Annotated in this window: 21 protein-coding genes and 3 pseudogenes; 10 read left to right on the top strand and 14 right to left on the bottom strand. The window is 68.7% G+C overall.

The window, feature by feature from the left end; all coding sequences use genetic code 11:
* Positions 1 to 127: 127 nt before the first annotated feature.
* A complete protein-coding gene (locus RB628_RS35245) occupies positions 128 to 577 on the bottom strand; it encodes a hypothetical protein (protein ID WP_318324708.1) in 450 nt (149 codons plus the stop codon).
* A 219-nt stretch (positions 578 to 796) separates the two neighbouring features.
* Between RB628_RS35245 and RB628_RS35240 the strand changes: the two genes are divergently transcribed.
* Positions 797 to 1,570 (top strand): IS3 family transposase, encoded by a 774-nt coding sequence (locus tag RB628_RS35240; protein ID WP_318324706.1) that lies wholly within the window; start codon positions 797 to 799, stop codon positions 1,568 to 1,570.
* 40 nt (positions 1,571 to 1,610) lie between these two features.
* Here RB628_RS35240 and RB628_RS35235 read toward each other — a convergent pair whose 3' ends face one another.
* The 12 genes and pseudogenes from RB628_RS35235 to RB628_RS35185 all read right to left on the bottom strand — a co-directional run bounded on the left by RB628_RS35235 (position 1,611) and on the right by RB628_RS35185 (position 11,157).
* A complete protein-coding gene (locus RB628_RS35235; protein WP_318324705.1) occupies positions 1,611 to 1,916 on the bottom strand; it encodes a hypothetical protein in 306 nt (101 codons plus the stop codon).
* Positions 1,917 to 2,231: 315 nt separating this feature from the next.
* Positions 2,232 to 2,465: a hypothetical protein gene (locus RB628_RS35230; protein ID WP_318324704.1), complete on the bottom strand. Its 234-nt coding sequence runs from the start codon at positions 2,463 to 2,465 to the stop codon at positions 2,232 to 2,234.
* Positions 2,466 to 2,483: 18 nt separating this feature from the next.
* A complete protein-coding gene (locus RB628_RS35225) occupies positions 2,484 to 2,849 on the bottom strand; it encodes a hypothetical protein (protein ID WP_318324703.1) in 366 nt (121 codons plus the stop codon).
* Positions 2,850 to 2,900: 51 nt separating this feature from the next.
* On the bottom strand, positions 2,901 to 3,473 hold the full coding sequence (locus RB628_RS35220; RefSeq protein ID WP_318324702.1) for a hypothetical protein: 573 nt from the start codon (positions 3,471 to 3,473) through the stop codon (positions 2,901 to 2,903).
* Entirely contained in the window at positions 3,473 to 6,022 is a 2,550-nt protein-coding gene (locus RB628_RS35215; protein WP_318324701.1) for a DnaB-like helicase C-terminal domain-containing protein, read from the bottom strand. The genes RB628_RS35220 and RB628_RS35215 overlap by 1 nt, the downstream gene beginning before the upstream one ends.
* A 238-nt stretch (positions 6,023 to 6,260) precedes the next feature.
* Positions 6,261 to 6,653 (bottom strand): hypothetical protein, encoded by a 393-nt coding sequence (locus tag RB628_RS35210; protein ID WP_318324700.1) that lies wholly within the window; start codon positions 6,651 to 6,653, stop codon positions 6,261 to 6,263.
* Between the two features lie 29 nt (positions 6,654 to 6,682).
* The gene (locus tag RB628_RS35205) at positions 6,683 to 7,771 is read right to left on the bottom strand and encodes a hypothetical protein (RefSeq protein WP_318324699.1); all 1,089 of its coding nucleotides are present in this window, start codon (positions 7,769 to 7,771) and stop codon (positions 6,683 to 6,685) included.
* A gap of 467 nt (positions 7,772 to 8,238) precedes the next feature.
* Positions 8,239 to 8,751 carry a hypothetical protein gene (locus tag RB628_RS35200; protein ID WP_318324698.1) on the bottom strand — a complete coding sequence of 171 codons (513 nt, stop codon included), beginning with the start codon at positions 8,749 to 8,751 and terminating at the stop codon, positions 8,239 to 8,241.
* A 125-nt stretch (positions 8,752 to 8,876) separates the two neighbouring features.
* A complete protein-coding gene (locus RB628_RS35195) occupies positions 8,877 to 9,539 on the bottom strand; it encodes a hypothetical protein (RefSeq protein WP_318324697.1) in 663 nt (220 codons plus the stop codon).
* Position 9,540: 1 nt separating this feature from the next.
* Positions 9,541 to 10,080, bottom strand: coding sequence for a hypothetical protein (locus tag RB628_RS35190; protein WP_318324696.1), 540 nt, complete (start codon positions 10,078 to 10,080; stop codon positions 9,541 to 9,543).
* Between the two features lie 334 nt (positions 10,081 to 10,414).
* Positions 10,415 to 10,762: pseudogene (locus RB628_RS42780) on the bottom strand (bifunctional DNA primase/polymerase); the annotation flags it as partial.
* A gap of 23 nt (positions 10,763 to 10,785) precedes the next feature.
* Positions 10,786 to 11,157: a hypothetical protein gene (locus tag RB628_RS35185; RefSeq protein ID WP_318324695.1), complete on the bottom strand. Its 372-nt coding sequence runs from the start codon at positions 11,155 to 11,157 to the stop codon at positions 10,786 to 10,788.
* A 228-nt stretch (positions 11,158 to 11,385) separates the two neighbouring features.
* Between RB628_RS35185 and RB628_RS35180 the strand changes: the two genes are divergently transcribed.
* On the top strand, positions 11,386 to 11,748 hold the full coding sequence (locus RB628_RS35180) for a hypothetical protein (protein WP_318324694.1): 363 nt from the start codon (positions 11,386 to 11,388) through the stop codon (positions 11,746 to 11,748).
* Positions 11,749 to 11,887: 139 nt separating this feature from the next.
* Positions 11,888 to 12,316, top strand: a pseudogene (locus RB628_RS35175) (ABC transporter substrate-binding protein); the annotation flags it as partial.
* Between the two features lie 61 nt (positions 12,317 to 12,377).
* Here RB628_RS35175 and RB628_RS35170 read toward each other — a convergent pair.
* Complete coding sequence (locus RB628_RS35170; RefSeq protein WP_318324693.1) at positions 12,378 to 13,559, bottom strand: DUF5685 family protein; 1,182 nt, start codon at positions 13,557 to 13,559, stop codon at positions 12,378 to 12,380.
* Between RB628_RS35170 and RB628_RS35165 the strand changes: the two genes are divergently transcribed.
* The 7 genes and pseudogenes from RB628_RS35165 to RB628_RS35135 all read left to right on the top strand — a co-directional run bounded on the left by RB628_RS35165 (position 13,491) and on the right by RB628_RS35135 (position 17,037).
* Complete coding sequence (locus RB628_RS35165; RefSeq protein WP_318324710.1) at positions 13,491 to 13,754, top strand: hypothetical protein; 264 nt, start codon at positions 13,491 to 13,493, stop codon at positions 13,752 to 13,754. The two genes, RB628_RS35170 and RB628_RS35165, sit on opposite strands and share 69 nt — an antisense overlap.
* 38 nt (positions 13,755 to 13,792) lie before the next feature.
* Positions 13,793 to 14,035, top strand: a pseudogene (locus tag RB628_RS35160) (transposase); the annotation flags it as partial.
* Between the two features lie 451 nt (positions 14,036 to 14,486).
* Entirely contained in the window at positions 14,487 to 15,389 is a 903-nt protein-coding gene (locus RB628_RS35155; protein WP_318324692.1) for an ATP-dependent DNA ligase, read from the top strand.
* 103 nt (positions 15,390 to 15,492) lie between these two features.
* Complete coding sequence (locus RB628_RS35150) at positions 15,493 to 15,870, top strand: hypothetical protein (protein WP_318324691.1); 378 nt, start codon at positions 15,493 to 15,495, stop codon at positions 15,868 to 15,870.
* Between the two features lie 269 nt (positions 15,871 to 16,139).
* Complete coding sequence (locus tag RB628_RS35145) at positions 16,140 to 16,418, top strand: hypothetical protein (RefSeq protein WP_318324690.1); 279 nt, start codon at positions 16,140 to 16,142, stop codon at positions 16,416 to 16,418.
* Positions 16,415 to 16,771, top strand: coding sequence for a hypothetical protein (locus RB628_RS35140; RefSeq protein WP_318324709.1), 357 nt, complete (start codon positions 16,415 to 16,417; stop codon positions 16,769 to 16,771). The genes RB628_RS35145 and RB628_RS35140 overlap by 4 nt, the downstream gene beginning before the upstream one ends.
* A 77-nt stretch (positions 16,772 to 16,848) precedes the next feature.
* The gene (locus RB628_RS35135) at positions 16,849 to 17,037 is read left to right on the top strand and encodes a hypothetical protein (protein WP_318324689.1); all 189 of its coding nucleotides are present in this window, start codon (positions 16,849 to 16,851) and stop codon (positions 17,035 to 17,037) included.
* Positions 17,038 to 17,069 lie beyond the last annotated feature (32 nt).

Below are 17,069 nucleotides of genomic sequence, written 5' to 3'. Positions count from 1 at the left end.
CCGAGCACTGGGGTACTCGGCATGCCACCACCGGCAAGACCATCTGGGCTGAGCAATCACTTTCAGCCGCGTAGCACGCCGAGGGGAACCATGGAGGCCGAGAGAAGGCTACGCAGGCATCTCCATACTACAGATCGCGCGCTTTCGGAAGCATGGCGAAAACCGCCACGATCATAATCGTGACAGGGATCAGCATGAGCGCGATTACTGTTCCAATCGCCAGCCCTGGAAGGGCGGCACACCGGTCGCCAGGAGGAAGCCCCTGCCACAGCTTGCCAAGACGTGTCTTCTTCCACGCCGCGACACCTGCGATTACCATAAGCGGGCCGAATATAATGCCTGCTGCCGCTCCTTCCGCTACGCCGGCAATAAAGGCTATTACGCCGACCAGTGTAGTCAAGAGAATTGAAGCAGTGAAAAACTTGTGCCTCGGTTCGCGCACAAACGTTGACGTCCCATCAGAGTGCTGCGCTACCGGCACCCAACCAATACGCCAACCACAAGCTTCACATGCGCCATCGCGGTACATCTCATGCCCGCAGTTCTTACAGACCATTATTGTCGCGGGATTCGCCATTGCCAGTCAGTCCTTTCTGTAAAACGCTGCCTTCCGGATGATGCCGCGCGGCACCTGATCCGGCATGAACCCATACATCAAGGGAGTCACGGGAAATCGGCCCAGTCATGCCGCGAAATCTCGCGACTTGACGGACAGCGATAGCCACGGTAAAAGCAGGGCCCTGATGCATGGTTTCGCTTGGGGTGAGGAAGGGATTCGGCGTCTTGTGTCCGCTTGATGTCCGAGGGATGCGCGGTGGCGTCGGTGCTGGGAATGCTGGAGGAGCGGGAGGCGGCTGCCCGGGTGCAGGTGGAGAGCCTGCGGGAGGAAGTCGCGCGGTTGGCTGAGGTGTTGGAGGCCGCAGAGATCGAGCTGGACCGGCGGGTGATCGCGCGCGGGAGGCGGAGCAGGAAACGGCGCCCTCACCGGTGCCGGTGCAGGGCTCGGCGGTGTCGCCCTGGCGGGACGGGCTGCAGTGACGGCGCTGGCGCCGGACTACCAGCGGGGCGCTGTCAACTTGGCTGGGCACAAGGTGTATCGGGACTCGCCACCGGGGAAGGCTGGCTGTACCTCGCGACGGTCATCGACTGCTGCACAAAGGAAGTGATCGGTTACGCGATGGATGACCACTACCAGACCCCTCTAATATCGAGAGCCATACGTAACGCGGCACGGAACAGGAAGCTCGCCACGGGTGCGATATTCCACTCCGACCGCGGAAGTAACTACATGTCAGCCGAGTTCGGGAAGGCGCTCGATCGGCTGGGGCTTCGCAGATCCTCCGGACGTACCGGAATCTGTTTCGACAACGCCATGGCCGAGTCATTCTTCGGCGCCCTGAAGAACGAGCGCGTATCGCGTGTGAGTTACCTGACCCGCGAGGCCGCCCGGCAGGACATCACCCGCTACATCGAATTCTGGTACAATCGCAAACGCCTTCATTCCGCCGTGGGTTACCGCCCTCCGCGCGAAGTCCAGGCCGAGTACGAGAAGTTGCGAGTCGCCGCGTGAAATAGACGGTCAGACGCCTGTCCGGAAAACGCGAGGCCCCTCACCTCCCCTTGATGGCGGCCGGCGAGCGCCGGTCTGGAGCCGTCGGGCACGCGATCACCAGGAACGCCCCTATCTGCCCACCGGTGGCAAACGCGATCACTACGGGGGCGCTGGCCCAGCACGGGGCCACGTCGATGAGGCCGTCGCCGTCCAGCATCCGCATCCAGACCTTCACCGCGTCCAGGCTCGCCGAGTACGCGGTCACCTCCCAGCCACCCGTCGCGTACCCGCACGTGCTGGCCGTGGCGATCGCGGTGTCCGGGTGGTCGGCCGTGGATAGATGGACGGCAGTGCCGTCGTACACGAGCCGGATCCCTCCTGCACGAGGTCGCGTCTCCTGGCGGCTCAACGGTGGCCCGGCAGCAGCTACAGGTCCCGGATCGTCAGCTGAGCCATGGCCTCGCCCTCTCCATGAAGTTCGTGCCCGGCCGACGCCCGTGAACACAACCGCCGCTCACGTTCATCCGAAGGGCCAGTACTTGGTGAAGCGCTCCAGCGTGAGCTCGGCGTCGATTTTCTTCGTTCCACACCGCAGTGAGCCACATCGGGACGGTGTCCAGGCGCTCGCAGACCACGACGCTCTCGGGCTGATGGGTCAGGTAGCAGCGGCTTTCGTCGGCTAACTTCCCGCCGGCCCGTACTTCCCGTATAGCTGCCCGAGGCGTTCACGGTTGGCGTCGGCGAAGGCCTCCAACTGCCGTACGTAGCCCCCCTGCTGCTCGGCGCTGACAGACTTCAGCACGACCATGAGGATCTCTTCCGACAGGTCGCGGTCGAAGCCGGTGGAGCCGGTCAGGGACACAAAGATCCTCTCGGCCGCCTCCAGCACCTGGTGCACCTGCTCCTCCCCCACGCTGTCGACCGGCGTGGGCTAGGGACGCGGAGTCGGGCTCGGCGCGGCCGACGGTGTCTCGAGGGCGGCGGCCGTCGCTCGGGCCTGGCGGACGGTGCGGTCGGCGATGTGAGCGAGCCTGCTTGCGGTCGCCTCGACTGCGCGAAGCCAGCCGTCGTGGACCTGGTCGCTGCTGTCGGAGAGGGCCTGCGTGTCCAGTTCGATGATTTCGCCATGAGCGCTTTCCACGGCGCCGGCCTGGATGGCCGCGTTGAGGGTGTGTACCTCAGCCGGGCTAGCGCCCGCGGCGTCGAGAAGCTCAGTCACCCGCTGCTTGGCGTTCGCGGCCGTCTCTGCGTACACGGCGACCAGCGGTAACTTCCGCCGTCCTGGATGGTGGCTCATGATGTGAATTCCCTTGCTGCGGCGGGTGGTTCGGCTGCTTCGTACGTGCTGCTACCTGACTTCGACGGAGTACGAGGCGCCGGGAAACTCCCATCCGTCGGTGCCTTCGCCGATGTCCTCGACGATGACGTCGTCGATGAAGTGGTCCTCGAACTCGTCGTCGGTGAGTTCGCCGGCGAGCCAGAGTTCCTCGATCTCGTCCCAGTTGCCCCGGCTGCCGTCGATACGCAGGGGCGCGGCATCCACGGTGCCGCGCGTACGTTCGTCGTCCCCGGTCCTGACGACGCCGCTGATCTCGTACTGGCCCCGCTTGATGTGGTCGGGGATCGGGTCGGCGGGGACGATGGCCGTGTTCTCGTACGCGGTGTGGATGAGGTCGCGGTAGTTGCGGCGGACGTTGTACTCCGCGTCGGACAGCCAGTTGACCAGAGTCTTGGTCGTCACGTGGAGTCCGGCGTCCTCCAGGGCCTGGTGCCCGCGGTGAGTTGCAGTGAGCTGGCTGAGCTGGGCGTGCCAGTGCTTGGCGGTGTACGACGACAGCCGGTGGCGGGGGGTGACCTGGGAGCGCAGGAGGTCGCCCAGGGCGGCGCCCAGGGAGTCGCCGCGGCCTGTGGGGCCGGCCATCAGTCGTCACCTTCGGGGATGATCGCGCCGGGCTGGACGAACTTGGCCTTCACTTCGCCGAAGCCGGTCCCGATCTTGTACGTGGCGGGCGCGGTGCCGTCGGGCGCCCAGAAGACGGCTGCGTCGACGTTGCGCAGCGCGAGGAGCTGGTGGCCTTCCTGGACGGCCCTGAAGGCCACGCTCCAGTGGCGGACGGATGCCTCGGCGACCATGCTCATGCGCCAGTCCGGCCGCCAGAACGGGGACCGTTGTGCGGGGCGCTTGGGCCACAGCAGGCGCAGTGCGATGGACAGCCGGGTCTTGTACGCCTTGTAGGGGTCGCCGCCGACCTGGACGAGTTCGGTCCGTGCCTTGCGGGTGGCCTCGTAGAAGGGCTTGAAGAGGGACTCGTTGGCCTTCCCGGTCCAGGAGTCGTGAATGGCCGGTACGGCGCCGAGGTGGTTGCCGCGGACGAGTTTCTCCAGCTGCTTGATGTGGGGGGTGGTGACCCATACCCGGACGTCCTCGTCGGGACGGTCGATGATCCGCCCCAGGGGGTGCGGCATGTCGGTGCGGGTCCACTCCGGGATGTCGATGAGATAGATGCCGGCCCCGGTCTTGTCGTAGGCGTCGAGCGGGCCGGTGTGCAGGAGCTTGTTCGGGGCGAGGGGAACGGCTGAACAGGCGGAGGGGAAGCTGCCGTTGCGGTCGATCAGGCACAGCATGCCCTCGCCGAAGGAGTCGGGTACGTCGAGCTTGTCGCGCCGGACGCGCTTGCCGTTCGCCCTGACGTGGGGAACACGGGTGAGGATGATGTCGGGGTGGACCCAGCGGGGTTCGCCGTCCATGTGCTCGCTGATCAGCGGCCACGGGCCGCTGTCACGCTCCTCGCTGCGGATGACGGAGATCGGGTGCATCTTGGAGCGGCCGACCGCGTCCTTGAGGATCTTCAGGGCAGGGAAGACGTGGCCCTCGGGCTCGTCCTTCTCATCTCCCGGCGCCAGACCGTCCTCGTCGTCGTCTTCCTCCGCCGCGTTGTCCTGGGCCTGTCCGCTGCCCGGCGGTGCATGGACAGGAGCGTCGGCAGCAGCTGCCTGACCGGCGGTGTCGACGGACACGGGCGCGTCGTAGGGCCGAAGCGCGGCGGCGAGGCGGTGCCCCTCATGTGTGTCCGGCATCTCCGTTACCGCTGCGGCGGCCTGGAGTAGCGACGGCAGGATCTCCTTCAGGGCTTCCTGGTCGCTGCCTGCGACCGCGGTCCGCCATGCCGCCAGTTCGTGGGTGAGGGCGGCGGGGATCCCCTGGTGTCCGCCGGACGTGTAGGGAAGGGCGGCTTCGGCCAGTTCCAGTGCCGCCGTTCCGCCGACGGCTGTCGAGAGCCCCGGGACCGTCGGGCGGTCGGCGCGGTCGAGGGGTGCGGCTCCGGCGTCGAGGAAACGGGCGTGGATCAGATCGGGCTGCAGATATGCCGAGCCGATCGTGCCGAAGTCGCGTTCCGTGACCGTCACTTGGACCTTGCCCGGGTCAGCGGTCGCGGTGAGCGTCACCAGGACGTCGGCGTCCAGGAGTCCCAGGAGCGCGGGGTCGTCGCTGTCGACGACGGCGAGCACCGGGACGTGCAGGGTACGCGCGAGGCCGGCCAGGACCTGGGAGGCATCCGGGAGAACGGCCCCGGACAGTGGCAGGCGGGCGTTGTGCGCGGCCTGGAGACGGTCCACGACCACAAGGGCCAGGCCCTCCATGTGCGGCGCGGTTTCCGCGATGTCCTCGGCCCTCAGGTTGGCGCCGTCATCGATGAGCAGCACGTCGCCCGCCTGGACCAGCTGCCGGGCAACCTGCTGCTCGTGCTCGGTGAGGCGGCCCTGCTTCAGGCGCGCGTATTCGCCCCCGGTCTCGGCGGAGATGATCCGCCGGAAGACATCATCGCGGTTCGGTCCCGACGCCGCGTACAGGACCGTGCGGCGGTCGACGAGCGCGGTCTGCCGTGCGGCGGCAAGACCCAGCAGGCTCCCGCCGACGTTCGGGGCAGCCGCCACGAGCGTCAGCCGGCCCGGCTGCAGACCGCCCGTCGCCGCGTCCAGACCCGGCAGCCCGAACGTGGGACCGCCGACCGGTTCGGTGAGTACGGACCCGATGGCGTCGCCGAGCGTGGCGAGCCTGCGCGGAGCACTTCCGGAGTCCTGGTTGCCTTGGCTGTTCACCGCACCTCCTGCGGTCGCCGCGCCGGGGAGCGCGACCGTGTCGGACGAGGAGCCATCAGAGGAGGGGTCGTCGGGGAGCAGTACCGCGACCGGCGTGGTGTTGCGCAGGAGCACCTGCGGCTGGCCCTGAGCCGCCAGCGTGACGAGGTCACCGAAATCCTTCTGCGCCGCGCTCAGCACGTGGGCCGGGAAGGCACCGGGTTTCCGGGCTGCCGGGAACCGGTCCAGCGGCGCCAGCAGAGCCCGCACCTTGTGCTTGCTGATCACCACGGTGCGCCCCTCCTCCTCGGCGAGCTTCACCAGCGCATACAGCTTGTTCCGCGCCGCGGTCGCGTTGATCGGTCTCTCATCCTGTGGCGACTGACTCACTCACCCTCCCATGGCATTCAACTAGCCACCATCATAACAGAATTCACCTAGTCAACTTTATAAGTCACTATGTTTTTTGAGATTCACACTCACTATTGGTGGCTTGGTGGTGTGTGAGTTGACGGGCCGAGGTACCCCGCATCCGATCAGTAGCCGACAGCGCGGAGGCCGGGACCACCGGTCCCGGCCTCCGCTCCACACCGTCCGCAGACGATCACACCCGCCGAACCGGCATGGTTCAGCTGCCCGCTGCCGGCTCCTGCTCTTCGGGCGTCTCGTTGTACGCGACGTACCCGACGGCGGAGTGGGCCTTGCTCAAGTTGCCGTGCAGGTCACCCGCGAGGTCCCGCGCCCTGCCGGACGACTGGCTGAAGCGCTCGAGCACCTCATCGAGCGGCTTGCCCCGGTAGTCGGGCATCAAAAGCCCCCTGTCGTGGAGGCCCTGCACGGAGGTTCCCACGAGGTCGAGAGCGGTCCTCAGCTCTCCGGCGACACGGGTGAGATAGCTGTAGATGCGGTGCGCCTCCGCCGGGTACTGAATCCCACGGTTCTGGAGTTCCTGGACGAGTTCGACGAGGGAGCGGGCCGCGCCCTCCGCGTGCTGCTCGATGTTCTTGGTGTTCTCGCTCATGGGGATCCGGTTCTCCTTGCAGGTGCGGGTCACAGACGGTCGGTGAAGTGGCAGCGGGCGTGGACGGACACCAGGCGGGCCGGGTCGGCGTGCGTCGTCCCGGTCGCGTCGAACGGGCCATACAGCAGGGCCGATCCCCGGTCGCGGGCGGCCTCCAGCCACGTGGCGGACACCGGCTTCCGCTCCGGGGCGCGCCACAGGATGACGTCGTACACGTCCGGGCGCCACTCCCAATGCGGCTGGTCTGGCAGCACGGTGGCGTCCAGCAGCCGGACGATGCCAAGCAGGGCGCCGCTCTCCTGGTCGACCTTCAGCACCCACGCCGGGTCCTCCTCGGGCAGCCCCTCGGGGATGAGGGGCTCCCAGGCGCAGCGCTCGCGCAGGTCGTCGTAGCCGGCCTCGGGTGTCTCGGGGTGCGCGAACAGCGCGACCGAGGCGACGCGGCCGAAGCCGGTCAGCGTCATGTCGGCCCGGACGGCGTACGTCGCGGGGTGAGCGAGGCCGGAGAGGTCGACCACTATGCCCGGGTCGTCGTCGTCCGGCTCGTTGCCCGGGACGGTGATGGTGATGTCCGACAGGTCCTCCGGGCCGGTGCCCTGGCCGCGCATGAGGCCGGGATGCTTGTGGCCGTAGAACGTCCACAAGTCCAGCGCGTCTTCCAGGAGCGCCGCCCGGTCGGCCCGGGGCATCATCTCGACCCCGGCCGCCATCATCCGGGCGTCGCCCCCGTGGGCGCGGGCCTGTTGGACGAGGAGGAAGAACACCTGGGTGGGCTTGGCGGCGAGGCCTCCCGCATCCGGCTCGGTCGCGGCGTGCAGGCTGTAGACGGATCCGGCGGTCACCGCGAGCACGAGCGGGTCCTCATCGAGGAGCTTGGCCGCCAGGGACTCCTGGCATGGGGCGCACCGCTCGATGCATGCGCCGATCAGCGCGGACGCGGTCCGCATGTCCGGCGCGGTCTCAACTCCCCACCCGCTGGGGTCGGCCGGCTGGAGGTCCTCGTTCGACGGGCCGCTGTGGTGCTGGTGGAGGGTGCCGGCGTTGGTGGCGGCATACGCGGCGCCCCGGCTCCGACTCGTCTTCCTCGCCCGGCTCTTGCGGCCGTGGCCCTTGGTCATACGGCTCTCGCATTTCCCGCGCCCGGCCCCATGACCCGATGCGCGCGATGAAGAGCAGCATGCGGAAGGCTCAACGGCTGTACGGCCCCGGAAGTTGACGTACCTCTCACACTGATGCTCACAGGCCGGACCCTCGTGTGGGGTCCGCGGGCACCTTTGCCGTGGTGCCCCCCTGGTCATGGGCCAGGGGGCGGGCTTGGGCCGATGTGTCGGCCACTGCCCGCACCCTACCGCTCGGCACCCGGGCCCGGGAACCGATGGCCATAGGTCACCGAGGGCGCACCGGCGATCGTGAAGCCGCGGTCGCAAGGGCCGGGCTACTCCCAGCAGTCCGAGGCACAGGGTGCAGCAGCCGCACCCGTACGCGCACACGGACGACTGGAGGTGCCATCAGGCCGAGTTGAACCGGACTCGCGCCGGGCGCCAAGCGCGGCACGGCCCCAAGACACGGACCGGGGTCACCATCGTCACCTCGGCGGCAACCCGCACGGGCCGCGGTGGCGCCTGAGCTGCGGACAGGCCCGGCCGACCCGATCGACCCATCGGCAGCAGTAGAGAGTGAACATCCCGTCGGGCGGGATGGTCCAGAGCGCATCGTCCCGTTCCCGCTCGTTCTCGGACGGCTGCTCGGTGACACGGACGACGTCGCGCTCATCGAGGTTCAGTTCGACGTCGCTGTCGAAAAGGATCCGGTAGGGGAACGGAGTGACGTACGTCCGAACCAGCGTCACCCGGCCGAGCGTTCCGGCCGGCACGTGATAGGGGACGCAGTAGTCCGCCGGCTCCGCTCCCCAGCCCTCCTCCGCCTCCAGGTCGTCGTCCGGGTACGAGCCCCGCAGCCGACGTCGAGCCTCCACTCGGTCGCCGACGTTCAGTGTCAGGGAGCCCACCCGCACCCGGCGGGCCAACTCCAACCGGTGCTCCAGTGAGAGCGTCTCCAGGAGGTCGTCGAGCGATGTTGTTGTCCGCGTGCCGTCCACTGGCCGGCGGTTACCCGTGCCCGACCCCGTGCTGGAAGGGTGAGGGATGGGGTTCCGGAGAGCGTCGGGCATCGGGAGTTCCTCGTCGTCGTGCGGGCAGCAGGCTCGGTGGACGTTCTGTACGTTCACCGGCCAGCCGACTTGGTGGGGAGCGAGGCGAGCGGGGACCGATGGCCCCTGGGGGTCGCGTGGACGGCTGGCCAGTCGATTCGACGGCTTCGGGCGAGCCGGTCTAGATCGGCCTGCCGGTAGAGGCGGACCTGTGTGTGGTGGCGTCCCTCGACGATCTCGGAGTGGGTGAGCAGTCCTGCCCGTACGAGGTGATCGAAGTCGCTCACCCTCACACGGAGGACCTCCGCCGCCGCGTCGCGCATGTGGAGGCGGCCCGTGTCCGAGGCGCGTTCGACTTTGCGACGGTCACGGAAGGTCTCCAGAGCCAGCCCACAGTAGAGGGGGCGATCGCGGAACTCCCCGCGGACTGGGAGGTGTCCTCGGCGGGCAAGTTCGGCCGCAGTACCAGAGTGGACGGTGATCGAGAAACGGTCGGCGAGGTATTCCTCGGCGCGGGTGGCGCCGACGTCTGGGATAGTGCCGACGGCCTTCAGGATGGTGTCGATGCGGGCGACGGCGTCGTTGAAGACCATGGCCGACCATCGGTCACCGGCCACGTCGGGACCAGGGATTAGCCCGAGACGCTGTGCGCGGGTGAACTGCCACAGCGCCAGACCGGCGCGGTCGGGGAACTGCAGAGGGCCGTACGTTTTGAGGGCGCTGGCGGTGGTGGTCACGTCACGCCTCCAGGTACGCGTCGACGTACGGGTCCCCGGCGTCGTCGCGGTCGGCCTCGGCCTCCCAGCGCTCTTCGTTCTGCGCTTCCCAGACCATCTCCTGGTACTTGTCGTCGTATGGGTCGTACGGATCCCGGGCCGCGTCGGCCATGTCCGCCCAGTAGGCGGCCTCCGACTCGGCTTCCTCGGCCGCCCGTTCCTCCGGGGTGAGCCCGGCGAGGCGGGCGTCCTCCTGCTCCCGCCGCGCCTGGTCCTGGGCGTTGTAGTAGCCGGCCCAGACGTTCACGGCGTCGTTGGGTCCCCAACTGCACCAGCCCCAGCCGCCGTCGAGGATCCGGTGGCCGGCCGTGCGGGCGCATCGGCCGCCGTCGATGGGGTGGGCCATCCCGTTGCAGACGAGGACGAGTTCCGTAGAGGGCTGCCGCAATGCCGTACGGGGTGCGCGGCGTAGTTCGGCGAGGACGTCGGGGAACCGGCGGCCGGTGGCGGTGGCGATCTCCCGGGCCTGCCGCTTGAGGTGGTCGCTGCCTGATTTGGTCACGGTCGTCTCCACAGCGGGATCCCACGCTCCCCGCCGGACGTCGCGTGAATGGGCGCAGCCGGACAGACGGATCCTTCGGGTGGTGCTGCGCGGGACCCAACCTCGGTCCTTGTCCGGCGGCGCTGCCCCTGTGCGGCGTGGGCGCGGGGCAACAGCGGAAACGGCGGTTCGCGGCATGCCGTTTTCTACGGGATCTACCGTACCGGGCGGCACTGACAATGATGCTGGAGCACGACTGCGTCGCGGCCTGCGGAGCAGAGCGGATGTGAGCAGGACCCTGGCGTCCGCTCCACGCCGGAGAGAGGGTGAGCCGGTCCGCGATCCAGTCCAGGAGTTCGAGGATCGGGACGTCCCGGGTGATGACGTACCGCGTGCCGTGCACGACGGACCCGGGTCCGATGAGGTACCCGCCGCTGCGCCGGCCGGGACCACGTACGTCGATGCCCGGCCCGAGCTCCGTCCGGCCCCCGGAGACGCTGCCGATGGTGCAGTCGCCGGAGACATGGAAGTACAGGTGCAGGCCCCCGCTCGGGGTCTGCACCGTCAAGGTGTCCGGCCAGTCCTCGCCGATCCGGGCGGCGAGGGAGGCGAGCACGGCCTGGCCGTCACCGTCGACGTCCAGGTCCAGTCCGACCACGCGGGATCGGGAACACCGCCAGCCCGCGCCGGACCAAGTCGACAGCCGCAGCCGTGGTCGGGGCCGTGTCAGCAGTCACAGTGGTATTCGTGGTCAGCGCCGCATTCGCAACAGTGGAATCCGGTGCCGAAGAACCCGCAGTTCTCACAGCTGTACTCCCTGGGCTCGTCCAGTGGGGCGGTGCACAGCTCGCAGTCGCAGGGGGCGGCCGGCATGTCCTCCGGCAGTTCGAGGATTTCAGCAGCCGCCGCGTACGTCGTGAGGTCCTGGTTCTCGGCGAGGACCTGGCGGAGTTCGTCGCGGCGGGGATCGTCGAGGATGGCGATGGCGTCGTGGTGCCGGACGCCGAACGTCTCCTTGAGGCCGGTGAGTTCCTTCTTGCGCGCGTGCTTCTTCGGCATGGTGGGCGCCTCCAGCGCCGCGGTGATCCCGTGACTCACCGCGCAGGAAGCGTCGGCCGAGGAAACTACGGAGAGCGACTCGGCGCGGGGCACCTTCGGGATGAACGTCCGGTCACGGGCCGAACGGATTCCGGGCCTGCGAGTCGGGCCCGCAGTCTACTGACCGCCGCCTCATACGATAAGGGACGCCACTGACACTGGGTGAGCGCTCGTGGCACGGTGCGTGCCACGCACCGAGGGCTATTCGAACGGCAGTACCGTAACGGCGTGGCACAGAAGAATGATGAGAAGACCTACCCCTTCCCGAAGGGCCTCATCGACGCCCAGGTTGAGCTCAATGAGGTGCGAGGCGAACTGAATCCCCTGTTCAAGAAGCAGCCCTGGTCCGTCGAGCCGCTGGCCGCGTGGACGACCCACGAGAACCACTGGCGCCCCTCCTCCCGCCCTGAATCCCCCGGTTGGGACCCTGCGGATCACGAGCGCATCGGCCGTCTGCGAGCACGGGAACTTGAGCTCGCTGCTCTGATCGTCAACCACCCGTTCTGGAAAGAGATCGCCGCTGAGGAACGAGCAGAAGCCCGCACCAAGCTCAAGCACCACCGTCAGCCGACGGAGAAGGCCGCGGCCTGAGGAACAGCGCCGGATCGTCGGCGCTGGGCAGCCGAACGCACCTTGAGCCGGCAGGTGACAAAACGCGCATATGGTGTGCTCGACTGGCGGAGTCGGTAGGACCAGTCACGTTCGCATCCGAGCGGCCGCTTGATGGTTCACCGACCTGATCCAGCTGTGCGGCCTGAACATCGCGACCGGCGCGGGCACCACCTTCGAGGCCACGCTGGAGGACAGCGAGCACCTGTGCACCGACGCGGGCAAGAAGGCGTACAAGGTGCAGACCTACAACGAGCAGGGCGCCACCTGGTCCTCACTCCAGCAGGGCCGAAGCGACATCGTGATGTCCACGCTCAACGGCCTGCGGTACGCGGTCGCCCACCAGGAGGGCGTGAAGTTCCTCCACGAGTTCCACCGCCTGGACGTCGGCTTCGCCTTCGAGAAGGGCAGCAATCTCACTCCCGCCTTCCAGGCCGCGGTGAACAGCCTCATCGCAGACGGGACGTACGACAGGATCCTTAAGAAGTGGGGGACCACGGGCTCGGCAATCACGACCTCGCAGATCTCACCCCCGGAACTCAAGGAGTAGGCAAAGCTTCCGGGCGTCGACCCGCCCATGGCGCGGATCGACGAGATCAGGCGCAGACAGGTCAGCAGCCACAGTCGCACCCGTCGCCACCGCAGCAGCTCCCGCAACACTTCCCGCAGCAGTCACAGCAGCTGCAGCAGTCACTGCAACCGCTACAGTCGGTGTTGGTGCACAGTCCTTCCCGGCGCTGACCGCTCCACGGGTCGTCGAAGTGCCCGCAGCACATCTGGCACGTGCAGGCGAGTCCCGCCCACACCGCGCACCCGGCGAGCAGCCCGCGCCGGTCGCGGCGGGGCGGCTCCGGGGGCAGCGGGTTCCACGGGCCGCCGGGCGGGGCGTACGGTCCGCCCGGCATCGCTGCCGTCGGCGCGGGCCCGTGGGCGCAGGAGGCGGTGCCGAAGGCCCTGTCCACGGAGGTGCGCAGCTCGTGCACGAGCAGCCGGTGCGCGAGCTTCGCGTCCGTGAATTCCGCCTCCCGCAGCGCGAGCCGTATCCCGTGCACGGCGTCGTCGGCGAGCCGCCGGGCCTCCGTGAGCGGAGTCCCGGTCGCGGTGAGGGGGTTCCAGGCACCCGACGCGGCGTCAGCTCCCCTGTCCTCCACGGCGTCCAGGAGATGCGCGAGCCGTCCGAAGAGGCGTCCGGCCTCGGCGAGCGGTTCGGCGTTGCCCGGCCGTCCGGCGAGGACCGCGGTGTGCGCGAAGGCGGCGGCGGTCGCGGTCTCGGTGGGTTCGGTGACCATCAAAAGGGGCGTTCCCGGCCCCGCCAGCGCCTCGATGCCGATCTGCCGGTCCACGGCGTCGACGAGCACGGCGGTGTCGAAACCGACGTCCGAGCCGGTCTGCTCCCCGGCCCGGCCCCAGCTCGTGGCGACCCGGCGCGCGGCGAGCGCCACCGGCTTGCGGGCCAGAACCCCGTCCCCGTCGGCGACATGGTCGCGCACCTTGGCGGAGGCGAGCACCAGCGAAACGGCGGCCGCGAGCCGTGCCCCCTCACCGTGCGCGACGGACGCGGTACGCATTCCGCGCAACGGACAGGGCCCCGCCGTCCGCCGCCCGCCACCGGCCCGCTCGGCCTGAGCTTCCGTCAGAACCGATATCAACAAGCCGTCATAGTTCGTGACGATCCTCGCGAACTGCCCGTGGTCCTTCCGCAGCGCGAGGCACAGCCCGCACAAATGGGCCATCCACTGAGTGGTGAGACTCTCGCCGAGCCGGTGACGGCAGGGCCTGACGATTCCGAACACGACGATCCCCCGGTGATGCGTACGGCGTTGAACTGCGGTGAGCTGCGGCATCGTACCGATTGCCGCATTCACCCGTACGCACCGCCCATCACCCGTACGCCGATCGCCCAGGCCAAGGGCGAGCTCGTCGAGGCGCTCCCGGCGGACGGGCAGGCGGTCCTCCACGCTGACGATCCGCTAGTAGGACTCCGTTAGGTCTTTCTGTCGGTGGTGTTCAGCGGCATGGTGGGTGTGTGGACGCACATGAAGTGAACCGTGCTCGAGCGAAGTTGGCGTTGTTCGTGGCTGATGTTTTCTCCTCGATGCCGCGCAAGGACCAGCGGGCCAAGGGCGACTGTTATCTGCGGGGACTGATGGTGGACGGTCGCCGCAAGTCCATCCAGGCCATGGCTGCGCGGCTGCCGGATGGCAACGAGCAGAACCTGCAGCAGTTCGTGAACCAGTCGCCGTGGGATCCGGTGCCGGTGCGGGGGCGGCGAGGCCGCGGTCGCCATCAACGTCGTCCAGTACCTCGTCATCCCGGGATGGGCCCAGGACTTGGAGCGCTACCAGGCACTCATGGACACGCTGCTGGGCCAGCCCGCCGCGTGAACGCCTCGCCAGCCGGGAGCTCTCGGTCCGTCGTACGCGCGGGCGCGCGAAGATTTTGCGCTCCTTGCACAGGTCCACGGGCGGAAGACGGCCGGCCTGTAGGGCAATCTGCTGGCCGGGTCGATGAGCTGGCCGTGCCAGTGCTTGTCCCGCCGGAAGAAGGCCGCGGCTCCGCCGTCCCGTTCGCCCCGCGTGGCTCATGGCTTCGGAGACTCGGTTGCCGCGCACGCGTCTGGCTCGGACCGGGGCACCGGCACGCCGCCAAACGGTGGATCTCCGTCTCATGGCCCGCGCGCCACACCGCGTACAGGTCGTCCTTCCGCTGCGCTGGAGACCATGGCCAGCGAGGACGTCCCCGTACGCCCGCCCGTTGAGGTCGTACGACCCGTCACGGCCCGGGAACTCCCCGCCGAGGACCACTGGCCGAACGCTCCGACCAGGTACGAGGTCAAGGCTGATGGATGGCGGGCGGTCGCTGGTGTCATCGAGGATCACCGGCCCGTCCTGTTCTCCCGTCAGGGAGGCAACCTCGGCGCCCTGTTCCCGGAGGTCCTGGACGAACTGCGCGTCTTGCCCGTCGGCACGGTCCTGGACGGTGAGCTGTGCGCCGTGGTCGGTGAACGGCTGGACTTCAACGCGCTGGCCCGCCGCCGAGGCCGCGACCGCCGGCGCTGGCCGCCGGTCGTGTACCTGGTCTTCGACTGTCTCTCCGTCACCGGCACCGACCTGCGTACGCGACCGCTGCAAGAGCGCCTGGACAGGCTCGGCGAGTTGCTGCGACCACCGCCCAGCGTGATCCAGCCGGTTCCTGCCACCACCAGCCGCAGCGAGGCCCTGACCTGGTACGCAGAGCGCCCCTACGGGCTGGAGGGCTTGGTGATCAAGGGCCTGGGAACCTCCTATGCGCCCGGCCGCACCCGATGGCTCAAGATCAAACATGTCGACACCGTGGACACGGAGATCGTGGCGATCGCGGGCTCCCCGGCCCGCCCCGCCTACCTCGTCGTCCGGCTCCCGGATGGCACCCTCGCCCAGACCGCGCAGCTGGACAGCACGCAGCGCGCCGCCGTCGGCCGGGCGCTCGCCGACGGTATCTGGGAGGCGATGCCTGGCGGGGGGCACCGGGTCGCCACGCTGCTGCTCGCTGAAGTCGAGGTGGGGACCACCCGGCACCGCACCGTACGGTTCGTCCGCCTCCGCGAGGACCTGGGGCCGCCCCCGGCAGAGCCGTCCGGGTGAGCGACGCGGTGTCACCCGCGACCCGATCGCGGTTCGGGCGCTGCAAGAGGAGGGACCAGCACCGAACGTGGGCGGCCGGGGCGAGAGGACGGGCAGACGGCTGATGGGGACGTGGGACGAGCCGGGCGCCCGGGAGTGGCGCCAGGCCGTCGACGCTGCAGACCAGCTCCGTGGCCCGAAGGTTCCAGTGGGCGAGCTCCCGGGCTATCTCCAGGGCTGCGATGAGGTGGACGAGGTGCGGCGGCTGATGGCCGACCCGACAGTACCCGGCGCGCTGACCGCGGCGCGGGCCGCAATGCGGCGCGCGCTGCGGGTGACTCCCCAGTCGTGTCTCGATCAACTGTGCTACGAGCAGCGCTGGCGCGGCCGGAACCGATGGGACGGGCCGCTGCAGGTGTGCGACCGGCCGACCTGCGGCCGGTGCCTGCTACTGAAAGCGGCGGACGGCGACGGCAACGCTGGCCACTCCCGAACTGCCTGAGGCTCGCCGAAGGGTGGCGGAGGCGGGGAGGGGTGTGTCATATGATTGCTAGTCAAGGTCTGTGGCCTTGCCGTCCTTTGTGACGGCACCCGAGGTTCTTTTCGCCGGGGCGCTGAAAAAAAGCCCCACGGGTGTGAGCTTTCACACAGCTCATGTGAACGTTGCTAGCGCGTGGGGCTTCCTCGCCGAGTCGGGGCCCCGTCTGTAAGAGCGTGCGGACCGGGGTTCCTTGGACCAAAGGGCCTCAGTTGAACCTTTACATCGATCCCGTGAACGGCCTGATCGTCGTTGCCGGCTGTGTCGTCGGGTATCTCGTGTACCGACGTCCCACTACCGGAACGGGCATGCAGGCCCCCCAACAGGCGCAGGGGGACCTCGCTGGCGGCGTTACGGCGGCGGCGGCCGTCATTCTCATCCTCGCCTTCCTGTTCGGGCGCGGAGACGGCAAGGAGGCTCAGGTCGAGGACGGCGGTCCGAGCCCTGTGTCGAGCTATGAGACGCCGGTCGGCGGGAACCTGGACCCTGCACCGTCCGATACGCAGACCTGACCGCGACCCGGCGCAGCCGCGCCCTGCCCGAGGCCACCCAGCACACCGTGCTCCTGGCCCGTACCGCATACGCGCTGTACGCGTCCCTCGGCCTCCAGCGCGCCCGGGTCCGCAGCATCGCCTTGCGTGCCGACACTCTCCGGCCCGCCGACCGGGCCACCCGGCAGCTCACGCTCGACGCGGCGGACGACAATCCCCTCGTGATCGAGGCCGTCGCCGATCGCGCCCGCCTCCGCTACGGCCGCCAGGTGCTCTACCCCGCCGCCCTCGCCATCAGCTCCCGGCCTCCGTCACCCCGGCATCAGGACGGAGGTGGCCGCCCGGAGGACGCGCGTGGACGTCGTGCGACGTAAGTACTCCAGACGCTCGCGATGTGGCCCATTGCCTGGGTGCCGATGTTGGATCCACTCGGTTCTGCGACCATCTACCCATGGTCGACAGCTGGGATCGTTCAGCGCTGCGCACCCTGGTCGGCGAGGGTGTCGCGGGGCTTGGCAGCCTGACGCACCGGGAGCTGAATCCGGCCTTCGAACAGCTGGGGATGCCACCGGTCCCTGATGATGCCGGCAGCAAGCGCGAGCGGATCGAGCTGAGTCTCAGTGAGTGGTGTGCATCGTGAAGTCGCAGGTCACGGGTCTGGTGTGAATGGTG

The organism is Streptomyces sp. ADMS (assembly GCF_033441795.1).
GTDB lineage: Bacteria > Actinomycetota > Actinomycetes > Streptomycetales > Streptomycetaceae > Streptomyces.
Note: the sequence above shows the minus strand (reverse complement) of the source record. Positions and strands in the feature narration are given on the sequence as shown.

Bases quoted from the DNA above. Each gene is read 5' to 3' on its own strand.
- RB628_RS35165 (WP_318324710.1), top strand. From the start codon at position 13,491: ATGGGCCATCCACTGAGTGGTGAGACTCTCGCCGAGCCGGTGACGGCA.
- RB628_RS35240 (WP_318324706.1), top strand. From the start codon at position 797: ATGTCCGAGGGATGCGCGGTGGCGTCGGTGCTGGGAATGCTGGAGGAG.
- RB628_RS35210 (WP_318324700.1), bottom strand. From the start codon at position 6,653: ATGAGCGAGAACACCAAGAACATCGAGCAGCACGCGGAGGGCGCGGCC.
- RB628_RS35150 (WP_318324691.1), top strand. From the start codon at position 15,493: ATGGGGACGTGGGACGAGCCGGGCGCCCGGGAGTGGCGCCAGGCCGTC.
- RB628_RS35220 (WP_318324702.1), bottom strand. From the start codon at position 3,473: ATGGCCGGCCCCACAGGCCGCGGCGACTCCCTGGGCGCCGCCCTGGGC.
- RB628_RS35225 (WP_318324703.1), bottom strand. From the start codon at position 2,849: ATGAGCCACCATCCAGGACGGCGGAAGTTACCGCTGGTCGCCGTGTAC.
- RB628_RS35155 (WP_318324692.1), top strand. From the start codon at position 14,487: ATGGCCAGCGAGGACGTCCCCGTACGCCCGCCCGTTGAGGTCGTACGA.
- RB628_RS35205 (WP_318324699.1), bottom strand. From the start codon at position 7,771: ATGACCAAGGGCCACGGCCGCAAGAGCCGGGCGAGGAAGACGAGTCGG.
- RB628_RS35135 (WP_318324689.1), top strand. From the start codon at position 16,849: ATGGTCGACAGCTGGGATCGTTCAGCGCTGCGCACCCTGGTCGGCGAG.
- RB628_RS35245 (WP_318324708.1), bottom strand. From the start codon at position 577: ATGGCGAATCCCGCGACAATAATGGTCTGTAAGAACTGCGGGCATGAG.